1 protein-coding gene is annotated in these 22459 nt (G+C 74.8%); it reads right to left on the reverse strand.

Annotation, left to right across the window (positions count from 1 at the left end; all coding sequences use genetic code 11):
• Positions 1-36: 36 nt before the first annotated feature.
• Positions 37-22437 (reverse strand): non-ribosomal peptide synthase/polyketide synthase, encoded by a 22401-nt coding sequence (locus AB0912_RS06680; protein WP_366697033.1) that lies wholly within the window; start codon positions 22435-22437, stop codon positions 37-39.
• Between the last annotated feature and the right edge of the window lie 22 nt (positions 22438-22459).

Here is a 22459-nt window from a genome sequence, read left to right on the forward strand (position 1 = left end):
TCAGGTCAGCGGGGGTCGAGGGTCGGTCGGGTCCGGTCAGCGGGGCTCGGCCGCCGATCCGGCGCGGGTCACCAGGGCCCGTAGCGCACGGAACCAGGTCTCCGCGAGGTCCTGGACCGACTCCTCGGGCAGCACCCCGGGGGCGAAGGTCCAGTGGGCGGACAGTTCGGGGCCGGTGGGCAGGTCCTCGGTGAGGGCGTTGACGGTCAGGGCGTGGGACAGCGGCATGTCCGGATCGCCGGCCAGGTCGGCCGCGTCGTCCTCGGGGGCGTACGACCAGTCGGTGGCCTCCGGGACCCCGAACCGTCCCATGTAGTTGAACTCGATCTGCGGGGAGCCGAGTCGGGCGAGCCGGGGGCCGGTGACCGGGTTGAGGTGGCGGAGCAGGCCGTGTCCGACTCCGGCGGCGGGCAGGGCGGCGAGGTGGTCTCGGACGCGGGCCAGCGCCGTGTCGAGCGAGGGTCCGCCCGCGAGGGCGTCGGCCAGGTCGAGGGGGCCCGGGTCGAGCCGTACGGGTACGACGCTGGTGAACCAGCCGACGGTCCGGGAGAGGTCGGCGTTGCCTGCCAGTTCCTCCTCGCGGCCGTGGCCCTCCAGGTCCACGAGGACTCCGCCGGTGCCGTCGCCGTCCTCGCCGTGCCGGGCGCGCCAGTCGGTGATGGCCACCGCGAGGGCGGTCAGCAGGACGTCGTTGACGGTCGCGCCGAGGACGCTCGGCACCCGGCTCAGCAGCGGGGCGGTGATGTCGGCGGGCAGGGTGAGGGAGAGGTCCCGCGCGGTGGCGGTGACGTCGAGGCGCGGGTCGAGCGACCGGGTCGTGGGCAGCGGCGGGGCGTCGGCCAGGATCGAGGTCCACAGCGGGAGTTCGTCCTCGCGGGCCGGGTCGGTGGCGCGTTCGGCGAGCAGTTCGGACCAGCGGCGGAAGGACAGGTCGACCGGCGCGAGGACCGGGGTGCGGCCCGCGGCGGCGTCCTGCCAGGCGGCGGCGAGGTCGGGCAGCAAAATGCGCCAGGACACGCCGTCGACGACCAGGTGGTGGACGAGCAGGAGCAGCCGTCCGGGGGCGTCGGGTCCGGCGTCGAACCAGACGCCCCGCACCATGACCCCGGCGTCCGGGTCGAGCCGGTCCTGCGCGGCGCGGGCGTGTTCGCCCACCGTGGCGCGCAGCGCGGTCTCGTCGGCGCCGTCGATGTCCGCGCGCACCAGCCAGGAGGCCGGGTCCAGGCTGCCCGGCGCGGGAACCTGGAGCGACCACTCCTCGGCGCCGCCGCGACCGCCGGTGGGTGGGGTGCGTTCGAGGCGGGCGCGCAGCAGGTCGTGCCGGTCGGTCACCGCCCGGAGCACGGTGTGCAGCGTGCCGAGGTCCAGGCCGGCGGGCGTCTGGACGAACGCCGCCTGGTGGTAGCGGGCCATCGGGCCGCCCAGTTCGCGCAGGGCGTGCATGATCGGGGTCAGGGGCACGGTGCCCGAGCCGTCGTCGTGCGCCGGGCGTCCGGCGTCCGGGCCCAGCTCGACCGCGACGGCGGCCAGGGCCGCGACCGTGCGGTGCTGGAAGACCTGGCGGGGGGCGACCCGCAGGCCGGCGGCGCGTGCCCGGCTGACGAGCTGCATGGCGACGATGCTGTCGCCGCCGAGGGTGAAGAAGTCGTCCTCGGCGCCGATCTCGGGGAGTCCGAGCACGTCGGCGAAGTGGGCGCACAGGGTGCGTTCCACGTCGTTCTCCGGTCCGCGTCCGCCGGCGGTCAGGGTGAACTCGGGGGCGGGGAGGGCCTTGCGGTCGAGTTTGCCGTTGGACAGCAGCGGCAGTTCGTCCAGCACGAGTACGGCGGCCGGGACCATGTACTCCGGCAGCGCGGCGGCCACGTGGGCGCGCAGGGCGGCCGGGTCGGGGGCGGGGGCGCCCTCGGCGGGGACGACGTAGGCGGCCAGTTGCCGGACCCTGGGCCGGTCCTCGCGGGCCACGACCACGGCCTGTCCGACCTGCTCGTGGCGGTCCAAGACGGCCTCGATCTCGGCGAGTTCGATACGGAAGCCGCGGATCTTGACCTGGTCGTCGGCGCGTCCGAGGTAGTCGAGCCGGCCGTCCTCGCTCCAGCGGGCGAGGTCCCCGGTGCGGTACATGCGGGTGCCGGGCGGCCCGTAGGGGTCGGCGACGAACCGGTCCGCGGTCAGGTCGGGGCGGCCGAGGTAGCCGCGGGCGAGGCCCTGCCCGGCGAGGTACAACTCGCCGGTGACGCCGGGCAGTACGGGCCGCAGCGACGCGTCCAGGACGTAGGCGCGGGTGTTGCCGACGGGGCGGCCGACCAGCGGGCGGTCGCTGTCGCCGATCCGGGCGGCGAGCGCGTCGACGGTGGCCTCGGTGGGTCCGTAGAGGTTGAAGGCGGTGGTGGACTCCAGGCCGGCCAGTTCGTTCCAGAGGGCGTCCGGGACGGCCTCGCCGCCGACGCCGACGACGGCGAGCGGGCAGGTGCCGTCCTTGATGAGGCCGGTGTCGGCCATCTGGGCGAGGAAGGAGGGGGTGACCTCGATGAAGTCCAGCTCCTGGTCCCGGATCGCGGCGGCCGTCAGTTCGGGGTCGCGGCGGGTCTCGTCGTCGAGGATGTGCAGGGCGTGCCCGTCGAGGAGCCAGAGCTGCGGCTGCCAGGAGGCGTCGAAGGAGAACGACCAGGCGTGGCCGACGCGGAGCCGGCGCCGGCCGGTGGTCTCCTTGGCGAGGTCGTGCAGGGTGCGCCGGTGGCTGTGGAAGAGGTTGACGACGCTGCGGTGGCAGACGACGACCCCCTTGGGGCGGCCGGTGGAGCCGGAGGTGTAGATGACGTAGGCGGGGTGGTCGGGGTGGGAGCCCGGCGCCGGGTTGCCGGAGGGCTGGGCGGCCGTACGGGCGACGGTGTCCGGGGCGTCCAGTGCGAGCACGGGGAGGTCGCCGTCCGGGAGGTGGGCGGCCAGGGCCTCGGTGGTGAGGACCAGGCGAGGCCCGGCGTCGTCGAGCATGGCGCGGACGCGCTCGGCGGGCAGGTCGGCGTCGACGGGGAGATAGGCGGCGCCGGCCTTCATCACGGCGAGGATCGCGAGCAGGAAGTCCGCCGTGCGCGGCAGGGACAGGGCGACGGTCTCCTCGGGTCCCGCGCCGTGTTCGGCCAGCAGGTGGGCGACCCGGTTGGCGCGTTCGTTCAGCTCCGCGAAGGTCCAGGTGACGGAGCCGGCCACGACGGCGGTCGCGTCGGGCGCTTCGGCGGCCTGTGCCTCGAAGAGGGCGGGGACGGTCGTGGGCGCGCCGGGGGCGATGGGCAGGGCGGTGTCGTTCCAGGTCTCCAGGACGGTGTGGCGGTCCTGGGGGGTGAGGAGGTCGACGTCGCCGAGCGGCTGTCCCGGGTCGGCGGTCATCGCCTCGAAGAGACGGGTCATGGCGGCGCACATCCGCTCGACCAGCGCCGGGGTGAACAGGTCGGTGCGGTACTCGGCGGTGAGGGTGAGCCGCTCGGCGGGTTCGACGGCCCAGGTGAACGGGTAGTGCGTCGAGTCCTGGTGGTCGCGCACCGAGGTGGTCAGCCCGTCGTCGGCGCCGAGACCGGGTCCGGAGGCGTCGGGGTAGGACTCGAAGACGACGAGGCTGTCGAACAACTCGCCCAGTCCCGCGCGGCGTTGGATGTCGGAGAGTCCGACGTGCTGGTGGGCGATGAGCTGCGACTGCTCGTCCTGGAGGCGGTCGAGGAAGGCGTCCAGGGGTTCCCGGTCGTCGATCCGGACACGCACCGGGACGGTGTTGATGAACAGGCCGATCATCGACTCCACCTGGGCCAGCTCGGGCGGCCGTCCGGAGACGGTGGCGCCGAAGACCACGTCGGTGCGGCCGGTGAGCCGGGACAGCAGGATGCTCCAGGCGCCCTGGACCAGGGTGTTGACGGTGAGACCGCGCGAGCGGGCCAGGGCGGTGAGGGCGTCGGTCAGTTCCGGGGTGAGCAGGGTGGTGCGGGTCGCGGGGACCGCCGGTGTCCGGTTGGGGTCGGCGGGCACGAGGTGGGTGGGCTCCTCCAGTCCGTCGAGGGCGCGGGCCCAGGCGGCGGCGGAGGCCTCGGCGTCCTGCCGGCCGAGCCAGGACAGGTAGTCGCGGAACGGCGCGGGGGCGAAAAGTTCCCTGCCCGCGTACAGCTCGGACAGTTCGCCGGTGAGCCGCGGCACCGACCAGCCGTCGAGCAGCAGATGCTGGTGGGAGAGGACCAGGCGGTGGGCGTCGGGTCCGACCTTGGCCAGCAGGAGGCGCAGCAGCGGCGGCTCGGCGAGGTCGAAGCGGCGCCGCTCCTGGGCCAGGCAGCGTGTCCAGCGTTCGTCGCGGGTGCTGTCGTCCGGCTCCGAGAGGTCGATGTGGCGCCAGGGCAGTACGGCGGTGCGCGGTACGGCGGCGACGGGCCGGCCCGAGGAGAGGTAGCGGAACCCGGCGCGCAGGTGGGCGTGCCGGTCGAGGAGTGCCTGTCCGGCGCGGCGCAGCCGCTCGGGGTCGAGGGGGCCGTCGAGGTCGTAGGTGACCTGCACGGTGTAGACGTCGGGGCCTTCGTCGCCCGAGTCGAAGGAGGCGTGGAACAGCAGGCCCGCCTGGAGCGGTGACAGGGGCAGCACCTCGGCGGCGCCGAGGGCGGAGAGTTCGGCCCGCTCGTCGTCGGTGAGGTCCGTGAGCAGTTCGGCGCCGGAGGCGGTGTCCGCGGCGGCGTCCAGGTCGGTGGCGACGGCGGCGAGCCCGGCGGCCGTCTTGTGCCGGAAGACGTCGCGGGGGCTGAGGGCGAGGCCGGCGGCGCGGGCCCGGGCGACGAGCTGCATGGCGACGATGCTGTCGCCGCCGAGGGTGAAGAAGTCGTCCTCGACGCCGACCCGTTCGAGGCCGAGGACCTCGGCGAACAGTCCGCACAGGGCGTCCTCGCGCGGGGTGCGCGGGAGGGTGTCGGTGGTGGCGGCGGCGAAGTCGGGCGCGGGCAGGGCCGAGCGGTCGAGCTTGCCGTTCGGGGTGAGCGGCAGCGCGTCGAGCGGGACGACGGCGGCCGGGACCATGTGCTCGGGCAGGGCGGCGCCGGCGTGGGCGCGCAGTGCGGCCGGGTCGGGTGTGCGTCCGGGCGCGGGGACGACGTAGGCGACGAGCCGTTGGCCGCGGACGACGACCGAGGCGTGGGCCACCGTCGCGTGCCGGGCGAGGACGGTCTCGATCTCGCCGGGTTCGACGCGGAAGCCGCGGATCTTGACCTGGTCGTCGGTGCGGCCGAGGTATTCGACCTCACCGGACGCGTTCCACCGGGCGAGGTCGCCGGTGCGGTACATGCGGGTGCCGGGCGCGCCGTACGGGTCGGCGAGGAAGCGTTCGGCGGTCAGGGCGGGGCGGTCCAGGTAGCCGCGGGCGAGCTGGACGCCGGCGAGGTACAACTCCCCCGCCACGCCAGGCGGTACGGGGCGCAGGGCCTCGTCCAGGACGTAGAGGCGGGTGTTCCACACCGGGCGTCCGATCGGGACGGTCCGCGCGCCGGGCAGCACGGGTGCGGCGGTGACGTCGACGGATGCCTCGGTCGGCCCGTACAGGTTGTGCAGGCCGGCGGGGAGCAGGGCGTGGAAGCGGTCGGCGAGGTCGGCGGGCAGAGCCTCGCCGCTGCACAGGACGCGGCGCAGGCCGGTGCACTGAGCGGCGGCGGGTTCGCCGAGGAAGGCGCGGAGCATGGAGGGGACGAAGTGGGCGGTGGTGACGCCCTGTTCGCGGATCAGCTCGGCGAGGTAGGCGGGGTCCCGGTGTCCTTCGGGGCGGGCGACGACGAGGGTGGCGCCGGTGATGAGCGGCCAGAAGAACTCCCACACCGAGACGTCGAAGCTGGAGGGGGTCTTCTGCAGGACGCGGTCGCCGCCGGTCAGGGCGTAGGTGTCCTGCATCCACAGGAGCCGGTTGACGATGCCCTCGTGCGGCACCACGACCCCCTTGGGGCGGCCGGTGGAGCCTGAGGTGTAGATGACGTAGGCCGGGCTCAACGGGTCGTAGGACTCCGGCGGTTCACCCTCGGGCCCGTCGGGCAGGGCGCCTTCGATGACGTACACCGGGCGGGCGTCCTCGACCATGAGCGCGAGGCGCTCGGGCGGGTAGTCGGCGTCGAGGGGCAGATAGGCGGCGCCGGTGCGGTGCACCGCGAGGAGGGCGACGACGAGTTCGGCCGAGCGGGGCAGCGCGACCGCCACCGTACGCTCCGGGCCCGCGCCGAGACCGGCGAGGAGCCGCGCGGTGCGCTCGACGCGCTCGTCCAACTCGGCGTAGCTGAGGCGCTGTTCGCCGAAGACCAGGGCGGTCGCCTCGGGGGTCCGGGCGGCCTGGGCGCGGAACAGCTCCGGGAGGGTTGTCGGCGCCACCTCGTGGGCGGTGTCGTTCCACCGCTCCACGACGAGCCGCCGTTCGGGCTCGTCCAGGATGTCGAGGTCCCGCAGCGGCCGGCCGGGGTGGGCGGCGACCTGCTCCAGCAACCGGACGAGCCTGCGGCCGAGTTGTTCGGCCGTGCCGTGGTCGAAGAGGTCGGCGCTGTACTCGATCCAGCCCTGGATGCCCGCGCCCTCCCCCTGTTCGACGAAGTCGAAGCTGAGGTCGAACTTGGCGCTCTCCTGCCCGAGCGGTTCGCGGCGGACGGTCAGGCCGGGCAGGTGGGGGGTGCCGCCCGGCTCGCCGAGGTGGACGACCATCACCTGGAAGAGCGGGTGACGGGCCAGCGAGCGTTCCGGGTTGAGGGCCTCGACCAGCTTCTCGAAGGGCAGGTCCTGGTGGTCGTAGGCCGCGAGGTCGGTCTCCCGTACCCGGCGCAGCAGTTCGGTGAAGCCGGGCGCGCCGGACAGGTCGGTGCGCAGCACCAGCGAGTTGACGAAGAACCCGACCAGGCCCTCCAGTCGCTCGTCGGCGCGCCCGGAGACCGGCGCGCCGAGCGGGATGTCGTCGCCGGCGCCGTGCCGGTGGAGCAGGGCGGCGACGGCGGCCTGGGCGACCATGAACATGCTGGCGCCCTCGGCGCGGGCCAGCGCCCGCAGGGCCCGCTCCAGTTCCGGGGAGAGGGTGAAGCCGACGGTTCCGCCGGAGTGGCCGGACTCGCGGGGGCGCGGCCGGTCGGTGGGCAGGGTAATTTCCTCGGGCAGGCCGCGCAGCCGCTCGGTCCAGTGGGCGAGCAGGCCGTCGCCGTCGGCCGCGAGAAGTTCCTCCTGCCAGAGGGTGTAGTCGGCGTAGGTGGCCGGGAGCGGCGCCCAGTCGGGGGCGTGTCCGGCGGTGCGGGCCGCGTAGGCGGTGCCGAGGTCGGCGAGCAGTGGGCGGTCGGACCACTCGTCGGTGGCGATGTGGTGGAGCACCAGCAGCAGGGTGTGCTCGTCGGGTCCGGTCGCGGCGAGGGCGGCGCGCAGGGGCACGTCGCCGGCCAGGTCGAAGGGGCGGGCCGCCACCTCGGCGAGCCGGTCGGCGGGCTCGGCGGCGAGGGTCACGCGGGCCTGCCCGGGTTCCAGGATGTGCTGGTGGGGCAGGCCGTCGGCGTCGGCGGGGAAGACCGTGCGCAGGGTGGCGTGCCGGGCGACGAGATCGTTCAGCGCCGCTTCGAGGGCGGTGCGGTCGAGGGGGCCGGTGAGCCGCCAGGCGGTGGGGATGTTGTAGGCGGGGGTGGCTCCGTCGACCTGGTGGAGCAGCCACAGCCGGCGCTGCGCGGAGGACAGCGGCAGCCGCTCGGGGCGCACCCGGTCGGCGGTGAGCGCCGGGCGGGCGGCCGTCCGGGTCTCGTCCAGCCGGGCGGCGAGACGGGCGACGGTCGGCGCGTCGAAGACGGTCCGCAGCGACACGCCGGTGTCCAGGGTGGCGCGGACGCGGCTGACCAGGCGCATGGCGAGCAGCGAGTGGCCGCCGAGCGCGAAGAAGTCGTCGTCGATGCCGACGCGGTCCACGCCGAGGACGGCGGCGAACTGTTCGCACAGGACCTCCTCGCGGGGCGTGCGCGGCAGCCGTCCGCCGGCCGTGACGGTGACGTCGGGTGCGGGCAGCGCGGCGCGGTCCAGCTTGCCGTTGACCGTGCGGGGCAGCGCGGTGAGGGGGACGAAGGCGCCGGGCAGCATGTGTTCGGGCAGCCGGGCCGCGAGATGGGCGCGCAGCGGCGCCGGGTCGGTGGGGGCGGAGGCGGACGGGACGAAGTAGGCGACGAGCCGGGGGGTGGCGGGCGTGTCCTCGCGGACGACGACGGCCGCGGCGGCGACGGCCGGGTGGGCGGTGAGGGCGGACTCGATCTCGCCGAGTTCGATCCGGAAGCCGCGCAGTTTGACCTGTTCGTCGGCGCGGCCGAGGAACTCCAGGGTCCCGTCGGCGCGCCGGCGGGCGAGGTCGCCGGTGCGGTACATACGGGTGCCGGGCGCGCCGTACGGGTCGGAGACGAAGCGCTCCGCCGTCAGCGCGGGGCGGCCCAGATAGCCGCGGGCCAGGCCCTCGCCCGCGAGGTACAGCTCGCCGGGCACGCCCACGGGCGTGGGGCGCAGCCGGCCGTCGAGGACGTGGGCGCGGATGTTGTCGAGCGGCGCGGCCCAGGCGGGGCGGCCGGCCGAACCGCCGTGCCAGCCGTACGCGTCGACGGCGCACTCGGTGGGCCCGTACAGGTCGTGCGCGGCGGTGCCGGGCAGGGCGGCGAGGCGCTGCCACAGGGCGGCCGGGGTGGCCTCGCCGCCGACCGCGAGGACGGCGGGGGTCCGGCCGCCCGGGGCGAGGAAGCCGTGGTGGAGCAGTTCGCGCAGATAGGTCGGGGTGAGGTCGACGAAGTCGACGCGCCGCTCGTCCAGCAGCGCGAGCAGTGCGGCCGGGTCGAGCATGGTGGCCTCGTCGGCGATGTGCAGTTCGTGTCCGGCGAGCAGCCAGAGCAGGGGTTCCCAGGAGCCGTCGAAGCTGAACGAGGCGGCGTGGACGGCGCGCAGGACGTCCCGGCCGGTGTCCTGGACGGCGGGGGTGATCAGGTCGCGCAGATGGGAGGCGAAGAGGTTGCCCAGTCCCCGGTGGGTGCCGACGACGCCCTTGGGGGTGCCGGTGGAGCCCGAGGTGTAGATCGTGTAGGCGGCGGACTGCGGGTGGTAGGAGCGGGGGGCGAGGGCGCCGGCGGGGGGCAACGGGCCGTCGAGGAGCAGGCGTTCGAGGCCGGGCCGCTCGGGCACGCGGTCCGCGAGGGCGGTGGTGGTGAGCAGGCAGACGGGTGCCGCGTCGCCGAGCATGTACGCCAGCCGGTCGGCCGGGTGGTCGGGGTCCAGGGGCAGATAGGCGGCGCCCGCGCGGAGCACGCCGAGGATCGCGGGCACCATGGCGTGCCGGGGCAGGGCGAGCGCGACCACGCCGCCGTCGCCGGCGCCGTGCGCGAGGAGCAGGGCGGCGACGGCGTCGGCCTGTGCGGCGAGTTCGGCGAAGGTCAGTGTTCCGGCGCCGGTGACCAGGGCGGTCCGGCCGGGGTGCGCGGCGGCCGTGGCGGCGAGCAGTTCGGGCACGGCCCGTGTCTCGACCGGGTGGGCGGTGTCGTTCCAGGCGCCGGTGGCGGCCGTCCGCTCGTCCTCGGTCAGCAGGTCGAGCGCCGCGAGCGGCAGGTCGGGGGCGTCGGCCGCGCGGGCGAGCAGCAGGAGGAGCCGTTGCGCGAGCAGCCCGGCGGTGTCCGGGTCCGCCAGGTCGGTGGCGTACTCCAGGAGCAGGGTGATCCGGCCGCCGGCGCCCTCGTCGACGAAGGTGAAGTCGAGGTCGAACTTGGCGGTGCCGGTGTCCATGTCGGACCACTCGGTGGGCAGGCCCAGCAGGTCGGGGTCGCCGTCGGGGCGGTGGTGGTAGCCCAGCATGACCTGGAAGAGCGGGTTGCGGCCGGCGACGCGGGGCGGGTTCAGGGCCTCCACGACCCGGTCGAAGGGCAGGTCCTGGTGCTCGAAGGCGGCAAGGTCGGACTCTTTCACCCGGGCCAGGAGTTGACGGAACGTCAGGTCAGCGCCGGACAGGTCGGTGCGCAGCACGAGGGTGTTGACGAAGAAGCCGACGAGGTCGTCCAGCGCGTTGTCGGTGCGGCCCGCGATGGGCGCGCCGAGCGGGATGTCGTCGCCCGCGCCCAGCCGGTGCAGCAGGGCGGCCGTGGCGGCCTGGAACAGCATGAACATGCTGGTGCCGGTCGCCGCGGACAGGGCCCGCAGGCCCTCGGCGACCTCGCCGGGCACCTCGCGGCGCAGTGTGGCGCCGCGCCCGGTGGGTTCGGCGGGGCGCGGCCGGTCCAGGGGCAGGTTCAGCTCGTCGGGCAGGCCGCGCAGGGCCTCGGTCCAGTGGGCGAGCTGCTCCTCGCCGACCTGGGCGAGCAGGTCGGCCTGCCAGAGCGTGTAGTCGGCGTACTGCACGGGAAGTGGCGGCAGGCCCGGCTCGGTGCCGGACACCCGTGCCGCGTAGGCGGCGTCGAGGTCGGCGAGGAAGGGCCGGTCGGACCACTCGTCGGTGACGATGTGATGCAGCACGAGCGCGACCACGCAGTCGTCGTACGAGCCGTCGTGGTACGAGCCGTCGTCGTACGAGCCGTCGTCGGGCCCGTTCGTGTCATCGGCCGGGCGCGGGGTCCGAGGGGCCTCGGCAAGGGTGCCGTTCCCCTCCTCCGAGAGGCGGAACACGGTTGCCCGCAGGGGCAGTTCGGCCGACAGGTCGAAGGGGGCGCGCTGGGCGGCCTCGATCAGCGCGGGCAGTTCGGCCTCCGCGTAGTCGGTCACGGTGAAGGGGAACCGCGCCTCGTCGACGGCGAGGACGCGCTGACAGGGCTCACCGTCGTACTCCCCGAAGACCGTGCGCAGGGATTCGTGGCGGGCCACCACGTCGTGCAGGGCCCGGCGCAGCGCGGTGATGTCGAGGGTGCCGCGCGGCCGGAAGACGAGCGGGAAGTTGTAGGCGACGCCGCCGCCGGTGATCCGTTCCACCAGCCACAGGCGGCGCTGGGCGGCGGACAGCGGGATGCGCTCGGGCCGGTCGGCCACCGGGGTGACGGCCGGCCGCGCGGGACGGCCGCCGTCGGCGCGGGCGGCGAGGAGTTCGGGCGTGGGCGCCTCGAAGAGGTCGCGGATGGCGAGTTCCGCGCCGAGTTCGGTGCGGGCCCGGCTGATGAGCCGGGTGGCGAGCAGGGAGTGTCCGCCCAGGTCGAAGAAGGCGTCCTCGGCGCCTACCTCGGGCAGCCCGAGCACCTCGGCGAAGAGCCGGCAGAGCACCTCTTCGCGCGGGGTGCGCGGGCCGCGTCCGGTGCCGAGGGCGACGGCGGGCTCCGCGTCCGGCAGCGCCCGAACGTCCAGCTTGCCGTTGTCGTTCATGGGCAGCCGGTCGAGGGTGACGAAGGCGGCCGGGACCATGTAGTCGGGCAGCCGCGTCTTCAGGTCCTCGCGCACCCGCCGGATCAGGGCGTCCGCGTCACGGGCGGCGGTCGGGGAGTTGGCGTACGGGGGTTCGCCGCCGCCGGACCGGTACAGCCCGGCGGTCACGCGGACCGGCCGCGCGCCGCCGCCGGTCCGGTCCTCCGCCGCCTCGCGGAGGAACACGGCCTCGTAGTGGCCGAGTTCGCGCGACCAGGTGGTCAGCACCCGGTAGCCGAGCGAGGCTCCGAGGGCGTGCAGCTCCTCGGGGTCCACTCCCCCGGCGGAGTCCGCGAGACCGGCGAGGCCGGCGGTCCGCCCCTGTTCCAGGGCGCGTTGGGCGGCGAGTTCGCCGGCCGTACGGGCGTCCGGCACGCCGGTGACGCGCAGCCGCTCGGGGTTGTCCTGCCGAAGCCTCGCCTCGATGTCGCCGCAGGCCCAGGCGACGGCGGGTGCTTCCGCGAGGTCGAGCGGGTCGGCGCCCTCGCGGTAGAGGACGGCGTCGTAGCGGTGCCGGGTGAGTTCGTTGTGGTGCCGGCCGCGCTTGGTGCGCAGGTCGACGCCGTGTCCGAGGGTGGTGAAGTAGTCGGGGTCGACGAGGAGTTCCTTCTCCAGCCGCAGCCCGCGCTCGGCGGCCTTGCGTACCGCCTCGGGGTCGGTGCCGGGGGCCGCCCGGGTGAGCTGGATGGCGGTGTGGAAGGTGCGGGCGAGCCGCGGGTTGCGCACGTCGCCGACGAACAGCGCGCCGCCGGGCCGCAGCAGCCGCATCGCGCCCTCGATCACCCCGGTGAGGTAGTCGATGTCAGGGAAGTACTGGATGACGGAGTTGATGACGACGGTGTCGAAGTAGTCCTCGGGCAGGCCCTCGGTGTCGTGGGCGGGCCGGCAGCGCAGTTCGACCTTGGCGGCGAGTTCCGGGGCGCGCAGCAGGTCCTCGCCGAGCTTGCGGATCACGGGGGCGGCGAAGTCGGTGGCCCAGTAGGCCTCGGCGTCGGGGGCCAGCCGGGACAGCAGCAGGCCGGAGCCGACGCCGATCTCCAGGACGCGGCGCGGACGCAGTTCGCGGATGCGGGCGACGGTCCGCTCACGCCAGTCGCTCATCTCCTCGAAGGGGATGGGCCGCCCGTCGTAGCTGCTGTCCCAGCCGGCGTAGTTTTCGGTGAACAGGGCGGTGCTGATGCGCTCGTACTCGTCGGAGTAGACGTCCTGCCACTCGCCGACGTGTTCCTCGGCGACGGACCGCTGTTCCTCGCCGGAGCGTTCGGCGGGCACCAGGTAGCCGATCAGACGCTGGGTGCCGGGGGCGGTGGAGTCGTCGCGGGCGATGACGGCGGCCTGGGCGATCCGGGGGTGCTGGGCGAGGGCGGTCTCGATCTCGCCGAGTTCCACCCGGTAGCCGCGGATCTTGACCTGGTCGTCGGTGCGGCCGAGGAAGTCCAGGTTGCCGTCGGGGTTGCGGCGCACCAGGTCGCCGGTGCGGTACATGCGCTCTCCGGGCGCGCCGAACGGGTCGGCGACGAAGCGCTCCGCGGTCAGTCCGGGCCGCTCCAGGTAGCCGCGGGCCAGGCCGATCCCGGCGATGTACAGCTCGCCGGGCACGCCCTCGGGCACCGGCCGCAGCCAGGCGTCCAGAATGTGCGCGCGGGTGCCGCGGATGGGGCGGCCGACCGTCGGGGTGGCGCTGTCGAGGGTGCCGCCGCCGAGCGTGTTGATCGTGTACTCGGTGGGGCCGTACAGGTTGTAGCCGTAGGTGCCGTCGGTGTCGCGCAGCCGGTTCCACACCGTCTCCGAGACGGCCTCGCCGCCGAGCAGCACCAGCGGCGGCCGGTGCCCCTCCAACAGGCCTTCCTCCATGAGGAGATGGGCGTAGGTGGGGGTCACGTTCACGACGTCGACGCGGTGCGTCTCGCAGTAGGCGACGAGCGCCTCGGCGTCGCGCCGCAGTTCCTCGTCGCAGATGTGCACCTCGTGGCCCTCGACGAGCCAGAGCAGTTCCTCCCACGACATGTCGAAGGCGAAGGAGACGGTGTGGGCGATCCGCAGGCGCCGGCCGCCGGCGGCGGCGATGGCGGGGGCGAAGATCTCCTTCTGGTGGTTGAGCTGCATGTTCGTCAGACCGCGGTACGGCGTGACGACGCCCTTGGGCCGGCCGGTGGAGCCGGAGGTGTAGATGACGTACGCCGGGTGTTCCAGGCTGAAGACGCGGCGGGTGAAGTCGGCCGGGAAGGCGGCCAGTTCGGCGGTCACGGCGGGGTCGTCCAGGAGGACGCGGGGGGTGCCGGGCGCGGCGCCGGTGAGGCGGGCGGAGACCGCGGCGGTGGACAGCAGCAGGGCGGGCCGGGCGTCGTCGAGCATCGTCGCGAGCCGGTCGTCCGGGTAGTCGAGTTCGAGCGGGAGGTACGCGGCGCCGGTGCGCAGGACGGCGAACAGGGCGACGACCATGTCCGGTGAGCGGGGCAGGCCGAGGGCGACGACCTGCTCGGGTCCGGCGCCGCGGGCCAGCAGCAGCCGGGCCATGCGGTTGATGCGGGTGTCGAGTTCGGCGTAGGTCAGGGTGGTGTCGCCGGAGACGAGGGCGACGGCGTCGGGGGTGGCGGCGGCCTGGGTGGTGAGCAGGTCGGCGATGGTGTCCTCGGGGTCGGGGACCCGGCTCGCGGCGCGTTCCCGCACGAGCGCCGCGTGTTCGGCGGGCAGCAGGGGGTCGAGGCGGCCGACGGGGGCGTCCAGGTTCTCGCCGAGGCGTTCGAGCAGGAGCGTGAAGCGGTCCAGGAGCGCCTGGGCACGAGGGCGGGCGACGACGTCGGGCCGGTGGGCCAGCATGACCTGGATGCGCCGGCCGGGGGTGACGACGAGGTTCACCGGGTAGTGCGTGGCGTCGACGTTGGCGACGGCGGTGGCACCGTGCCGGTCGGCGAGTTCGGCGAGCCGTTCCTCGGTGTCGCTGTTGCGCAGGACGAACAGGGTGTCGAAGAGCCGGCGGTGGCCGGTCTCGGCCTGGAGGACGCCGAGTCCGAGGTACTCGTAGGGCATCACGGCGAGGCGTTCGTCCTGGACGCGGCGCAGCAGGGCGAGGACCGGCTCGGCGGGGTCGTAGGCGATGCGGGCCGGGACGGTGTTGAGGAACATGCCGATGACGTGCTCGATGTCGGGCACCTCGCTCGGGCGGCCGGCGACGGTGGTGCCGAAGACGACGTCGGTCCGGCCGGTTGCGGAGGCGAGGGTCAGTCCCCAGGCGGCGGTCAGCACCGAGTTGAGGGTCAGGCCGTGCCGGCGGGCGGTGTCCCGCAGCCGTTCGCCGAGTTCGGGCGCGAGGACCGCGTCGAGCCGCTCCGGGATGTCCGGTTCGAGGCCCTGGTCGGCCGCGGCGAGGAGGGTGGGCTCGTCGAGTCCGGCGAGCGCGGTGCGCCAGGCGCCGGTCGCGACCTCGGTGTCCTGCGCCTCCAGCCAGGTCAGGTAGTCGCGGTAGGAGCCGGGCGCGGGCAGCTCGGTCGCGTCGCCGCCGGACGCGTAGAGGGCGAAGAGCTGGTCGAGGAAGGTCCAGGCCGACCAGCCGTCCCAGAGCAGCAGGTGCCGTCCGACGACCAGGCGGTCGCCGCGGCCGGTGCCGAGCCGGACGATCAGCATGCGGAAGAGCAGCGGGCGGGTCAGCTCGAAGCGGCGGGCCCGTTCGGCGTCCATCAGCGCGGCGAGCCGGTCGTCCTGTTCGGCGGCGGGCAGGCCGGAGAGGTCGACCTCTTCGAGAGGGATCTCCGGGTCGCGGACGATGAACTGCACGGGCTGGCGCAGGCCGTCGCTGGTGAATCCGGCGCGCAGGCTCGGGTTGCGGTCCAGCAGGACGCGGGCCGCGGTGCGCAGCCGGTCCGCGTCGAGCGGGGTGGCGAAGTCGAAGGACTCGTGGACGGTGTAGACGTCCAGGGCGCCGTCGTCGTACGTGGAGTGGAAGAACAGGCCTTCCTGGAGCGGGGCGAGCGGCCAGATGTCCTCGACCGGGCCGGGGCTGAGCCGGTGGACGCGCTCGGTCTCCTCGGGGGTGAGGGCGAAGGCGGAGCGCGGGGCGCTGACGGGCTCGGCGGTGACGGCCGCGGCGGCGAGGGCGGCGGGGGTGCGGTGTTCGAAGACGTCGCGGGGGTTCACGTCGAGGCCGGCCCGGCGGGCCCGGCTGGAGACGCCGATGGAGGAGATGCTGTCGCCGCCGAGCATGAAGAAGTCGTCGTCGATGCCGACCTCGTCGAGCTTGAGGACCGCGGCGAAGATCTCGGTGAGGGCCCGCTCGCGCGCGTCGCGCGGGGCGCGGACCTCGGCCCGGACGGTCCGGGGGGCGGGCAGCGCGGCCCGGTCGAGCTTGCCGCTGGGCGTCAGCGGCAGGGCGTCCAGGACGACGCAGGCGCCGGGCACCATGGGCGCGGGCAGCGAGGCGGCGAGCGCGGCCAGCAGGCCGGAGGGGTCGGGGGCGGCGCCGCGGGCGGGGACGACGTAGGCGACGAGGGCGGTGCCCGCGACGGTGACGGCGGCCTGCGCGACGGCGGGCTCGCGGGTCAACGCGGCCTCGATCTCGCCGAGTTCGACGCGGTTGCCGCGGATCTTGACCTGGCGGTCGGTGCGTCCCAGGTACTCGATGACGCCGTCGGCGCGGCGGCGCACCAGGTCGCCGGTGCGGTACATGCGGGTGCCGGGGTCGCCGTAGGGGTCGGCGACGAAGCGCTCGGCGGTCAGGGCGGGCCTGGCGTGGTAGCCCCGGGCGAGCTGGACGCCGGTCAGGCACAGCTCGCCGGGGACGCCCGCGGGGACCGGGCGCAGGCAGGAGTCGAGGACGCGCAGCCCGGTGTTCCAGACGGGGCGACCGATGGGCACGGTGGTGCCCGGGGTGCCGTCGTAGGGGTGGTGGGTGACGTCGACGGCGGCCTCGGTGGGCCCGTACAGGTTGTGCAGCGGGACGCCGGTCAGGGCGTGCCAGCGCTCGGCGGCGGCGCCGGGCAGGGCCTCGCCGCTGCTGAACACCCGGCGCAGGGAGGCGGCCCAGGCGGGGTCGGCGGTGATCTCCTCGGACTGGAGGAATGCCTCCAGCATCGAGGGCACGAAGTGCAGGGTGGTGACGCGCTGTTCGCGGATGAGTCCCGCGAGGTAGGCGGGGTCGCGGTGGCCGTCGGGGCGGGCGAGGACGACGGTGGCGCCCTCGCACAGGGCCCAGAAGAACTCCCAGACGCTGACGTCGAAGCTGGCCGGGGTCTTCTGGAGGACCCGGTCGTCGGCGCCGAGTCCGTACTGGCCCTGCATCCAGGCGAGGCGGTTGACGATGGCCCGGTGGGTGACGACGACGCCCTTGGGCAGGCCGGTGGAGCCTGAGGTGTAGATGAGGTAGGCCGGGTCGTCGGGGCGGGCCGGGGCCGGCGGGTCGGCGGGGCTCGCGTCGGCCGGGACCGCCGAGGCGGCGGGGGCCTCCTCGGCCGGGTGTGCGTCGGCCGGAGCGTCGGTGAACAGCGCGGTCAGGCCGGGCACCGACGGGAGGCGCGGGGCCGTGGCGGTGGTGGTGACGACCGTGGTGGCGCCGGAGTCGGCGAGCATGTGGGTGACGCGGTCGGAGGGGTAGTCCACGTCGACGGGCAGATAGGCGGCTCCGGACTTGAGGACGCCGAGCAGGGCGACCATGAGGTCGGCGGAGCGCGGCACGGCGACCGCGACGACCTCGCCGGGCGCGGCGCCGCGAGCCCGCAGCCGGTTGGCCAACTCGGCTGCTCTGCTGTCGAGTTCGCGGTAGCCAAGGGTCTCGCCCTCGAAGACCACGGCGGGGGCGTCCGGGGTGCGGGCGGCCTGCGCCTCGAAGGCGGCGGCGAGCGTGGCGTCGGGCACCTGGACGCGTTCACCGGAGGGGTGCGCCTCGGCGTGCTCGTGCTCGGACAGCAGGTCGAGGGCGGCGGCGGGCTGTGCCGGGTCGGTGGCGAGGGCCCGCAGGACGCGGGTGAGCCGGTCCGCGATGTGCCGTACGGCCTCGGTGTCGAGGCGCCGGCCGTGGTGCTTGAGCCGCAGGTCGAGGCGGCGGCCGGGCTTGACGATGAGGGCGAGCGGATAGTGGACGGTGTCCTGGAAGGCGTGGCCGGTGAGGCGGACCGTGCCGGACGGATCGGTGAGGCCGGTGGCCGCCGGGTAGTTCTCGAAGACGACCAGCGTGTCGAAGAGTTCGCCGCTGCCGGCGTGTCCGGCGAGCCGCTGGATCTCGGCGAGGCCGAGGTGCTGGTGGTCGAGGAGCCGGGACTGCTCGTCCTGGAGCCGGCCCAGCAGGGTGGCGAGGGTGTCGGCGGGCTCCCAGCGGAAGCGGGTGGGCAGCGTGTTGATGAACAGGCCGACCATGGACTCGATGCCCTCGACCTCGGCGTCACGGCCGGAGACCGTGGTGCCGAACACGACGTCCTGGCGGCCGGTGAGCCGGCCGAGGAGCAGACCCCAGGCGCTCTGCACGACGGTCCCGAGCGTGACGCCCAGTTCCCGGGCGCGGGCCGTCAGCCTGGCGGTGACCTGCTCGGACAGTTCCACGCGCACCTGTGCGGGCTCGACCGGGCCGCCGTCGGCGGGCGCGGTGACCAGGGGGGTGGGCTCCTCGATCCCGGCGAGGGCGGAACGCCAGGCCTCGCGGGCCGCGTCCCGGTCGGCTCCGGCGAGCGCGCGCAGGTACGAGCGGTAGGGCGCGACCTCGGGCAGGGCGGCGGGGGCGTCGCCGTAGGAGGCCATCAGTTCCCGGTGCAGCACGGGCAGGGACCAGCCGTCAGCAACGATGTGATGAAAGGTGAGCAGCAGCCGGCTGTGTCCGCCGGCGAGGCGGAGGAGGGTGCAGCGCATCAGCGGCGGCCGGGCGAGGTCGAAGCGGCGGGCGCGTTCGTCGGCGGCCACGGCGTCGGCGAGCGGGCCCGCGACCTCCGGGTCCTGGGCGGAGAGGTCCACCTCGCGCCAGGGGAGGTCGACGCCGGTGGCGACGATCTGCACGGGCCGGCCGTCGGGGAGCGGGCGGAAGCACGACCGGAGGGTGGCGTGGCGGTCCAGGACGCGCTGGGCGGCCCGGCGCAGCAGGCCGGTGTCGACCGGGCCGGCCAGGTCGAGGGCCTGCTGCACGACGTAGGTGTCGGGGCCGTTGCCGTCCACGACGGAGTGGAAGTAGAAGCCCTCCTGGAGCGGGCTCAGCGGCAGAGTGTCCTCGACGGTGAAGGGCCGTTCGGCCTGGAGCGCGGCGTGATCCTCGTCGGTGAGGTCGAGCAGCGGGGAGTCGGTCACGGCGGCGGTGTCGTCGTCGCGTTCGACGGCGGCCTCGGCGAGCGCGGCGACGGTCCGGTGCCGGAACACGTCACGCGAGGAGAGCCGCAGTCCTGTTTTGCGGGCCCGGACGAGGAGCTGGATGGCGGTGATGCTGTCGCCGCCGAGGGCGAAGAAGTCGTCGTCGATGGTGACCGCGTCCAGGCCCAGCACCTCGGCGTAGGCGGCGCACAGCGTCTCCTCGCGGGCGTCGCGCGGCGGCCGGCCGGAGCTGAGGGCGGCGTAGTCGGGGGCGGGCAGCGCGGCGGCGTCGAGCTTGCCGCTGGGGGTGACCGGGAGGCGGTCGAGGGGGACGAGGGCCGCGGGGACCATGTACTCGGGAAGCTGCCCGGCGACGTACGAACGCAGGCCCTTCATCAGGGAGTTCACGTCGCGGAAGGGGGCGGGCCGGTTGGCGGCCGGGACGGTGCCGTTCGGCTCGTAGTCTCCGGTGAGGGGTGTTTCGCCGGGGGCGAGGAGGACGTCGAGGCTGCCGTCGTCGCCGGCGCCGTTCCAGGTGATGGCGACGCGGTGGCCGTGCCGGGCGCCGAGCGTGTGGAAGGCCTCGGGATCGGGGGCGTCGGCGGGCGCGGGCGTGCGGCTGCTGTCGTCCAGGGCCGTCCACGCGGCCAGGTCCTCGGCGAGGCGGGCGTTGGGCACACCGGTGACGCGCAGCGTGGCCTGGTTGCCGGCGAGCAGCGCGGCGAGGGCGTCGAGTCCGCCCAGCGCGGACCAGGCGACGACACGCGGTTCCGCGAGGGCCACGTGCCTGTCCAGGGTGTGGGGCGCGGCGGAGCCCTCGTCCCGCGGCTGGGGTGTGCCGGAGTCCGCGTCCGGGGTGTGGGGTGCGGCGGAGTCCGCGCCCTGAGATCGGGGTGTGCCGGAGTCCGTTTCCGGTGCGTGGGTCGCGGCGGACACGTCGGCGCGCTTGCGCAGGACGACGTCGTAGCGGTACCGGGTCAGCTCGTTGTGGTGGCTGCCGCGCTTGACGCGGATGTCGGCGTCGAAGCCGTCGAGCGTGGCGAAGAAGTCGGGGTCCAGGAGGAGTTCGCCCTCCCAGGCCATCGACCGCTCCACGGCGGTCCGCAGCGCCTTGCGGTCCTGCGGGTCGGTGGCGCGGCGGGTCTCCACGGCGGCGCGCAGGCAGCCCAGCAGGCGGGCGTTGCGGACGTCGCCGACGAACAGACTGCCGCCGGGCGCGAGGAGTTCGCCCGCGGCGCGGAGCACGTCCGCGAGGTAGTCGGCGCTGGGGAAGTACTGCGCCACGGAGTTGAGGACGATCGTGTCGAAGTGGCCGCGGGGCAGGCCGGTGGTGTCGTGGGCGGGCCGGGCGTCGAGCCGGACACGGTCGGCGAGTCCGTCCACCGCCGCCACCTGGGCCCGCAGGGCGCGTACCGCCTCCTCGGAGAGGTCGGTGCCCCAGTACTCGGCGCAGCCGGGCGCCACCCGGGAGAGGATCAGTCCGCTGCCGACGCCGATCTCCAGGACCCGGCGCGGGGCGAGTTCGGCGATGCGGGTAAGGGTCGCCTCGCGCCACTCCCGCATCTCCGGTACGGGGATGGGCAGTCCGTCGTACATGCTGTTCCAGCCCGCGAAGTTCTCGCGGAAGGCGGCGGACGGGCCGGCGTCGGCGGACGTGCCGGTGTCGACGGACGTGCCGGTGTCGGCCGCCGTGCCGTCCCGGTCGCCCTCCGCCCCGGCGGCGGAGTAGAGCAGTTCGTGGAGGTCCTTCCACTCCTGGACCTGTTCGGTGCCGTCTCCTCCCGCCCCGTTCTCCAGGGAGGGCACGACGTAGGCGGCCAGCCTGCGGTCGCCGGGGCGGTCCTCGCGGATGACGACCGCGGCCTGGTCGACGGCCGGGTGGGCGCGCAGCACGGACTCGATCTCGCCGGGTTCGATGCGGAAGCCGCGGATCTTGACCTGGGAGTCGGCGCGTCCGAGGAACTCCAGGCGGCCGTCGGACTTCCAGCGCACCAGGTCGCCGGTGCGATAGAGCCGTTCGCCGGGCTCTCCGAAGGGGTCGGCGACGAACCGCTCGGCGGTCAGGTCGGGGCGGCCGAGGTAGCCGCGCGCGAGTCCGGCGCCGCCGAGGTACAGCTCGCCCGCGACCCCGGCCGGGACGGGCTTGAGCCGGGCGTCGAGGACGTAGGCGCGGGTGCCGGGGTCGGGGACGCCGATGGGCACGATGGTGCCGGCCGGGGTGTCCGGGTCGCACAGGCCGAGGGTGGAGTTGGTGGTGGCCTCGGTGGGGCCGTACGCGTTGAACATCATCCGGCCGCGCGCGTAGCGGCCGACGAGTTCGGGCGAGACCCGCTCGGTGCCGGCGAGCAGCGTGGCGGGCGGGAGTTCGACGTCCTCCGGCATGGCGGCGAGCAGGGCCGGCGGGAGGATCATGAAGGTGATGCCGTGGGCGTGCGCGTAGTCGGCCAGCGGCCTGCCGGGGACCCGGAGTTCGGTGGGGACGACGACGAGCCGGCCGCCGGAGAGCAGTCCGAGGCACAGGTCCCAGAAGGCGACGTCGAAGCTCGGGGAGGCGAACTGGAGGACCCGGCTGTGCGGTCCGATGCCGAACCGCTCGGACTGGGTGGCCACCAGCTTGGCGACGCCCGCGTGGGAGAGGACCACGCCCTTGGGGCGGCCGGTGGAGCCGGAGGTGTAGATGACGTAGGCGGCGCCGGTGACCTCCAGCGGTCCGCGGTCGGCGGGCCCCGGGTCGTGGACCGGGCTCGCGGCCAGCTCCCGTACGGTGGCGGGCGCGTCGAGGACGAGGAGGTCCATGCCCGCACACGGCGGGATGTCGGCGGCGGCGTCCTCGGTGGTGACCAGGCAGGCGGGGCGGGCGTCGGCCAGCATGTACGAGACGCGGTCGGCCGGGTAGTCGGTGTCGACCGGGAGATAGGCGGCGCCCGCCTTGAGCACCGCGACCTCGGCGACGATCAGTTCGGCGGAGCGGGGGACGGCGAGCGCGACGACCCGCTCGGGGCCTGCGCCGCGGGCGATCAGGGCGTGGGCCAACCGGTTGGCGCGCTCGTCGAGTTCGGCGTATGTGAGCCGGGTGTCCTCGAAGACGAGCGCGACGGCGTCCGGGCGCAGGCGTACCTGGTCGGCGAACATCTCCGGCCAGGTGCGGGACGGGATGTCGTGGCCGGTGTCGTTCCACTCCTCCAGGACGCGGTCGCGCTCGGCGGCGCCGAGGAGTTCGAGTTCTCCGACGGGGGTGTGCGGGCGGGCGAGGGCGTCTGACAGGAGGGTCGTGAAGTGGCCGGCGACGCGGTGCGCGGTGGCGTCCTCGAACAGGTCGTGACGGTAGGTCAGCCGCAGTTCGCCGTCGGTGATTTCGAGGGTCAGGTCCAGCGGGGCGGCGGTGGATTCGGCCGCCGAGTCCAGCGGGGCGGCGACGGGCCGGGCCGCCCCGGTCTCCCGGTCCCCTGTCGCGCCTGAGTCCCCTCGGGACGGCGCGGCGGGCCGCGCGGCGGACGCCGTACGGAAGGCGGTGTTGAACAGGAGGCCGCCGCCACGGGTGGGTTCCGGACGCAACTGCGCCACGAGCCGGTCGAGTTCGACGTGGTGGGCGCGGGCCTCGGCGATCGCGGCGGCCGTCCGCTCCACCAGCTCGGAGAAGGGGGTGTCCCCGTCGAGCGCCACGCGGAGCGGCAGCCCGTCGTGTCCGACGGTGATGTCGTGGGCTCCGGAGTAGCGGTGCAGCAGCGCCACGAACGCGGCGAGCAAAGTCGCCTCGCCGGCCGCGCCCGGCACAGCCGACCCACCCACCGTGCCCGGCGCGGCCGACCCATCGGCCATGTCCGGCACAACCGCCCCAGTG

The organism is Streptomyces sp. NPDC007084, assembly GCF_040703595.1.
Taxonomy (GTDB): domain Bacteria; phylum Actinomycetota; class Actinomycetes; order Streptomycetales; family Streptomycetaceae; genus Streptomyces.

Excerpts from the sequence above, each read along its gene's own strand:
- AB0912_RS06680 (WP_366697033.1), bottom strand. The coding sequence starts at position 22,437 with ATGGCCGATGGGTCGGCCGCGCCGGGCACGGTGGGTGGGTCGGCTGTG.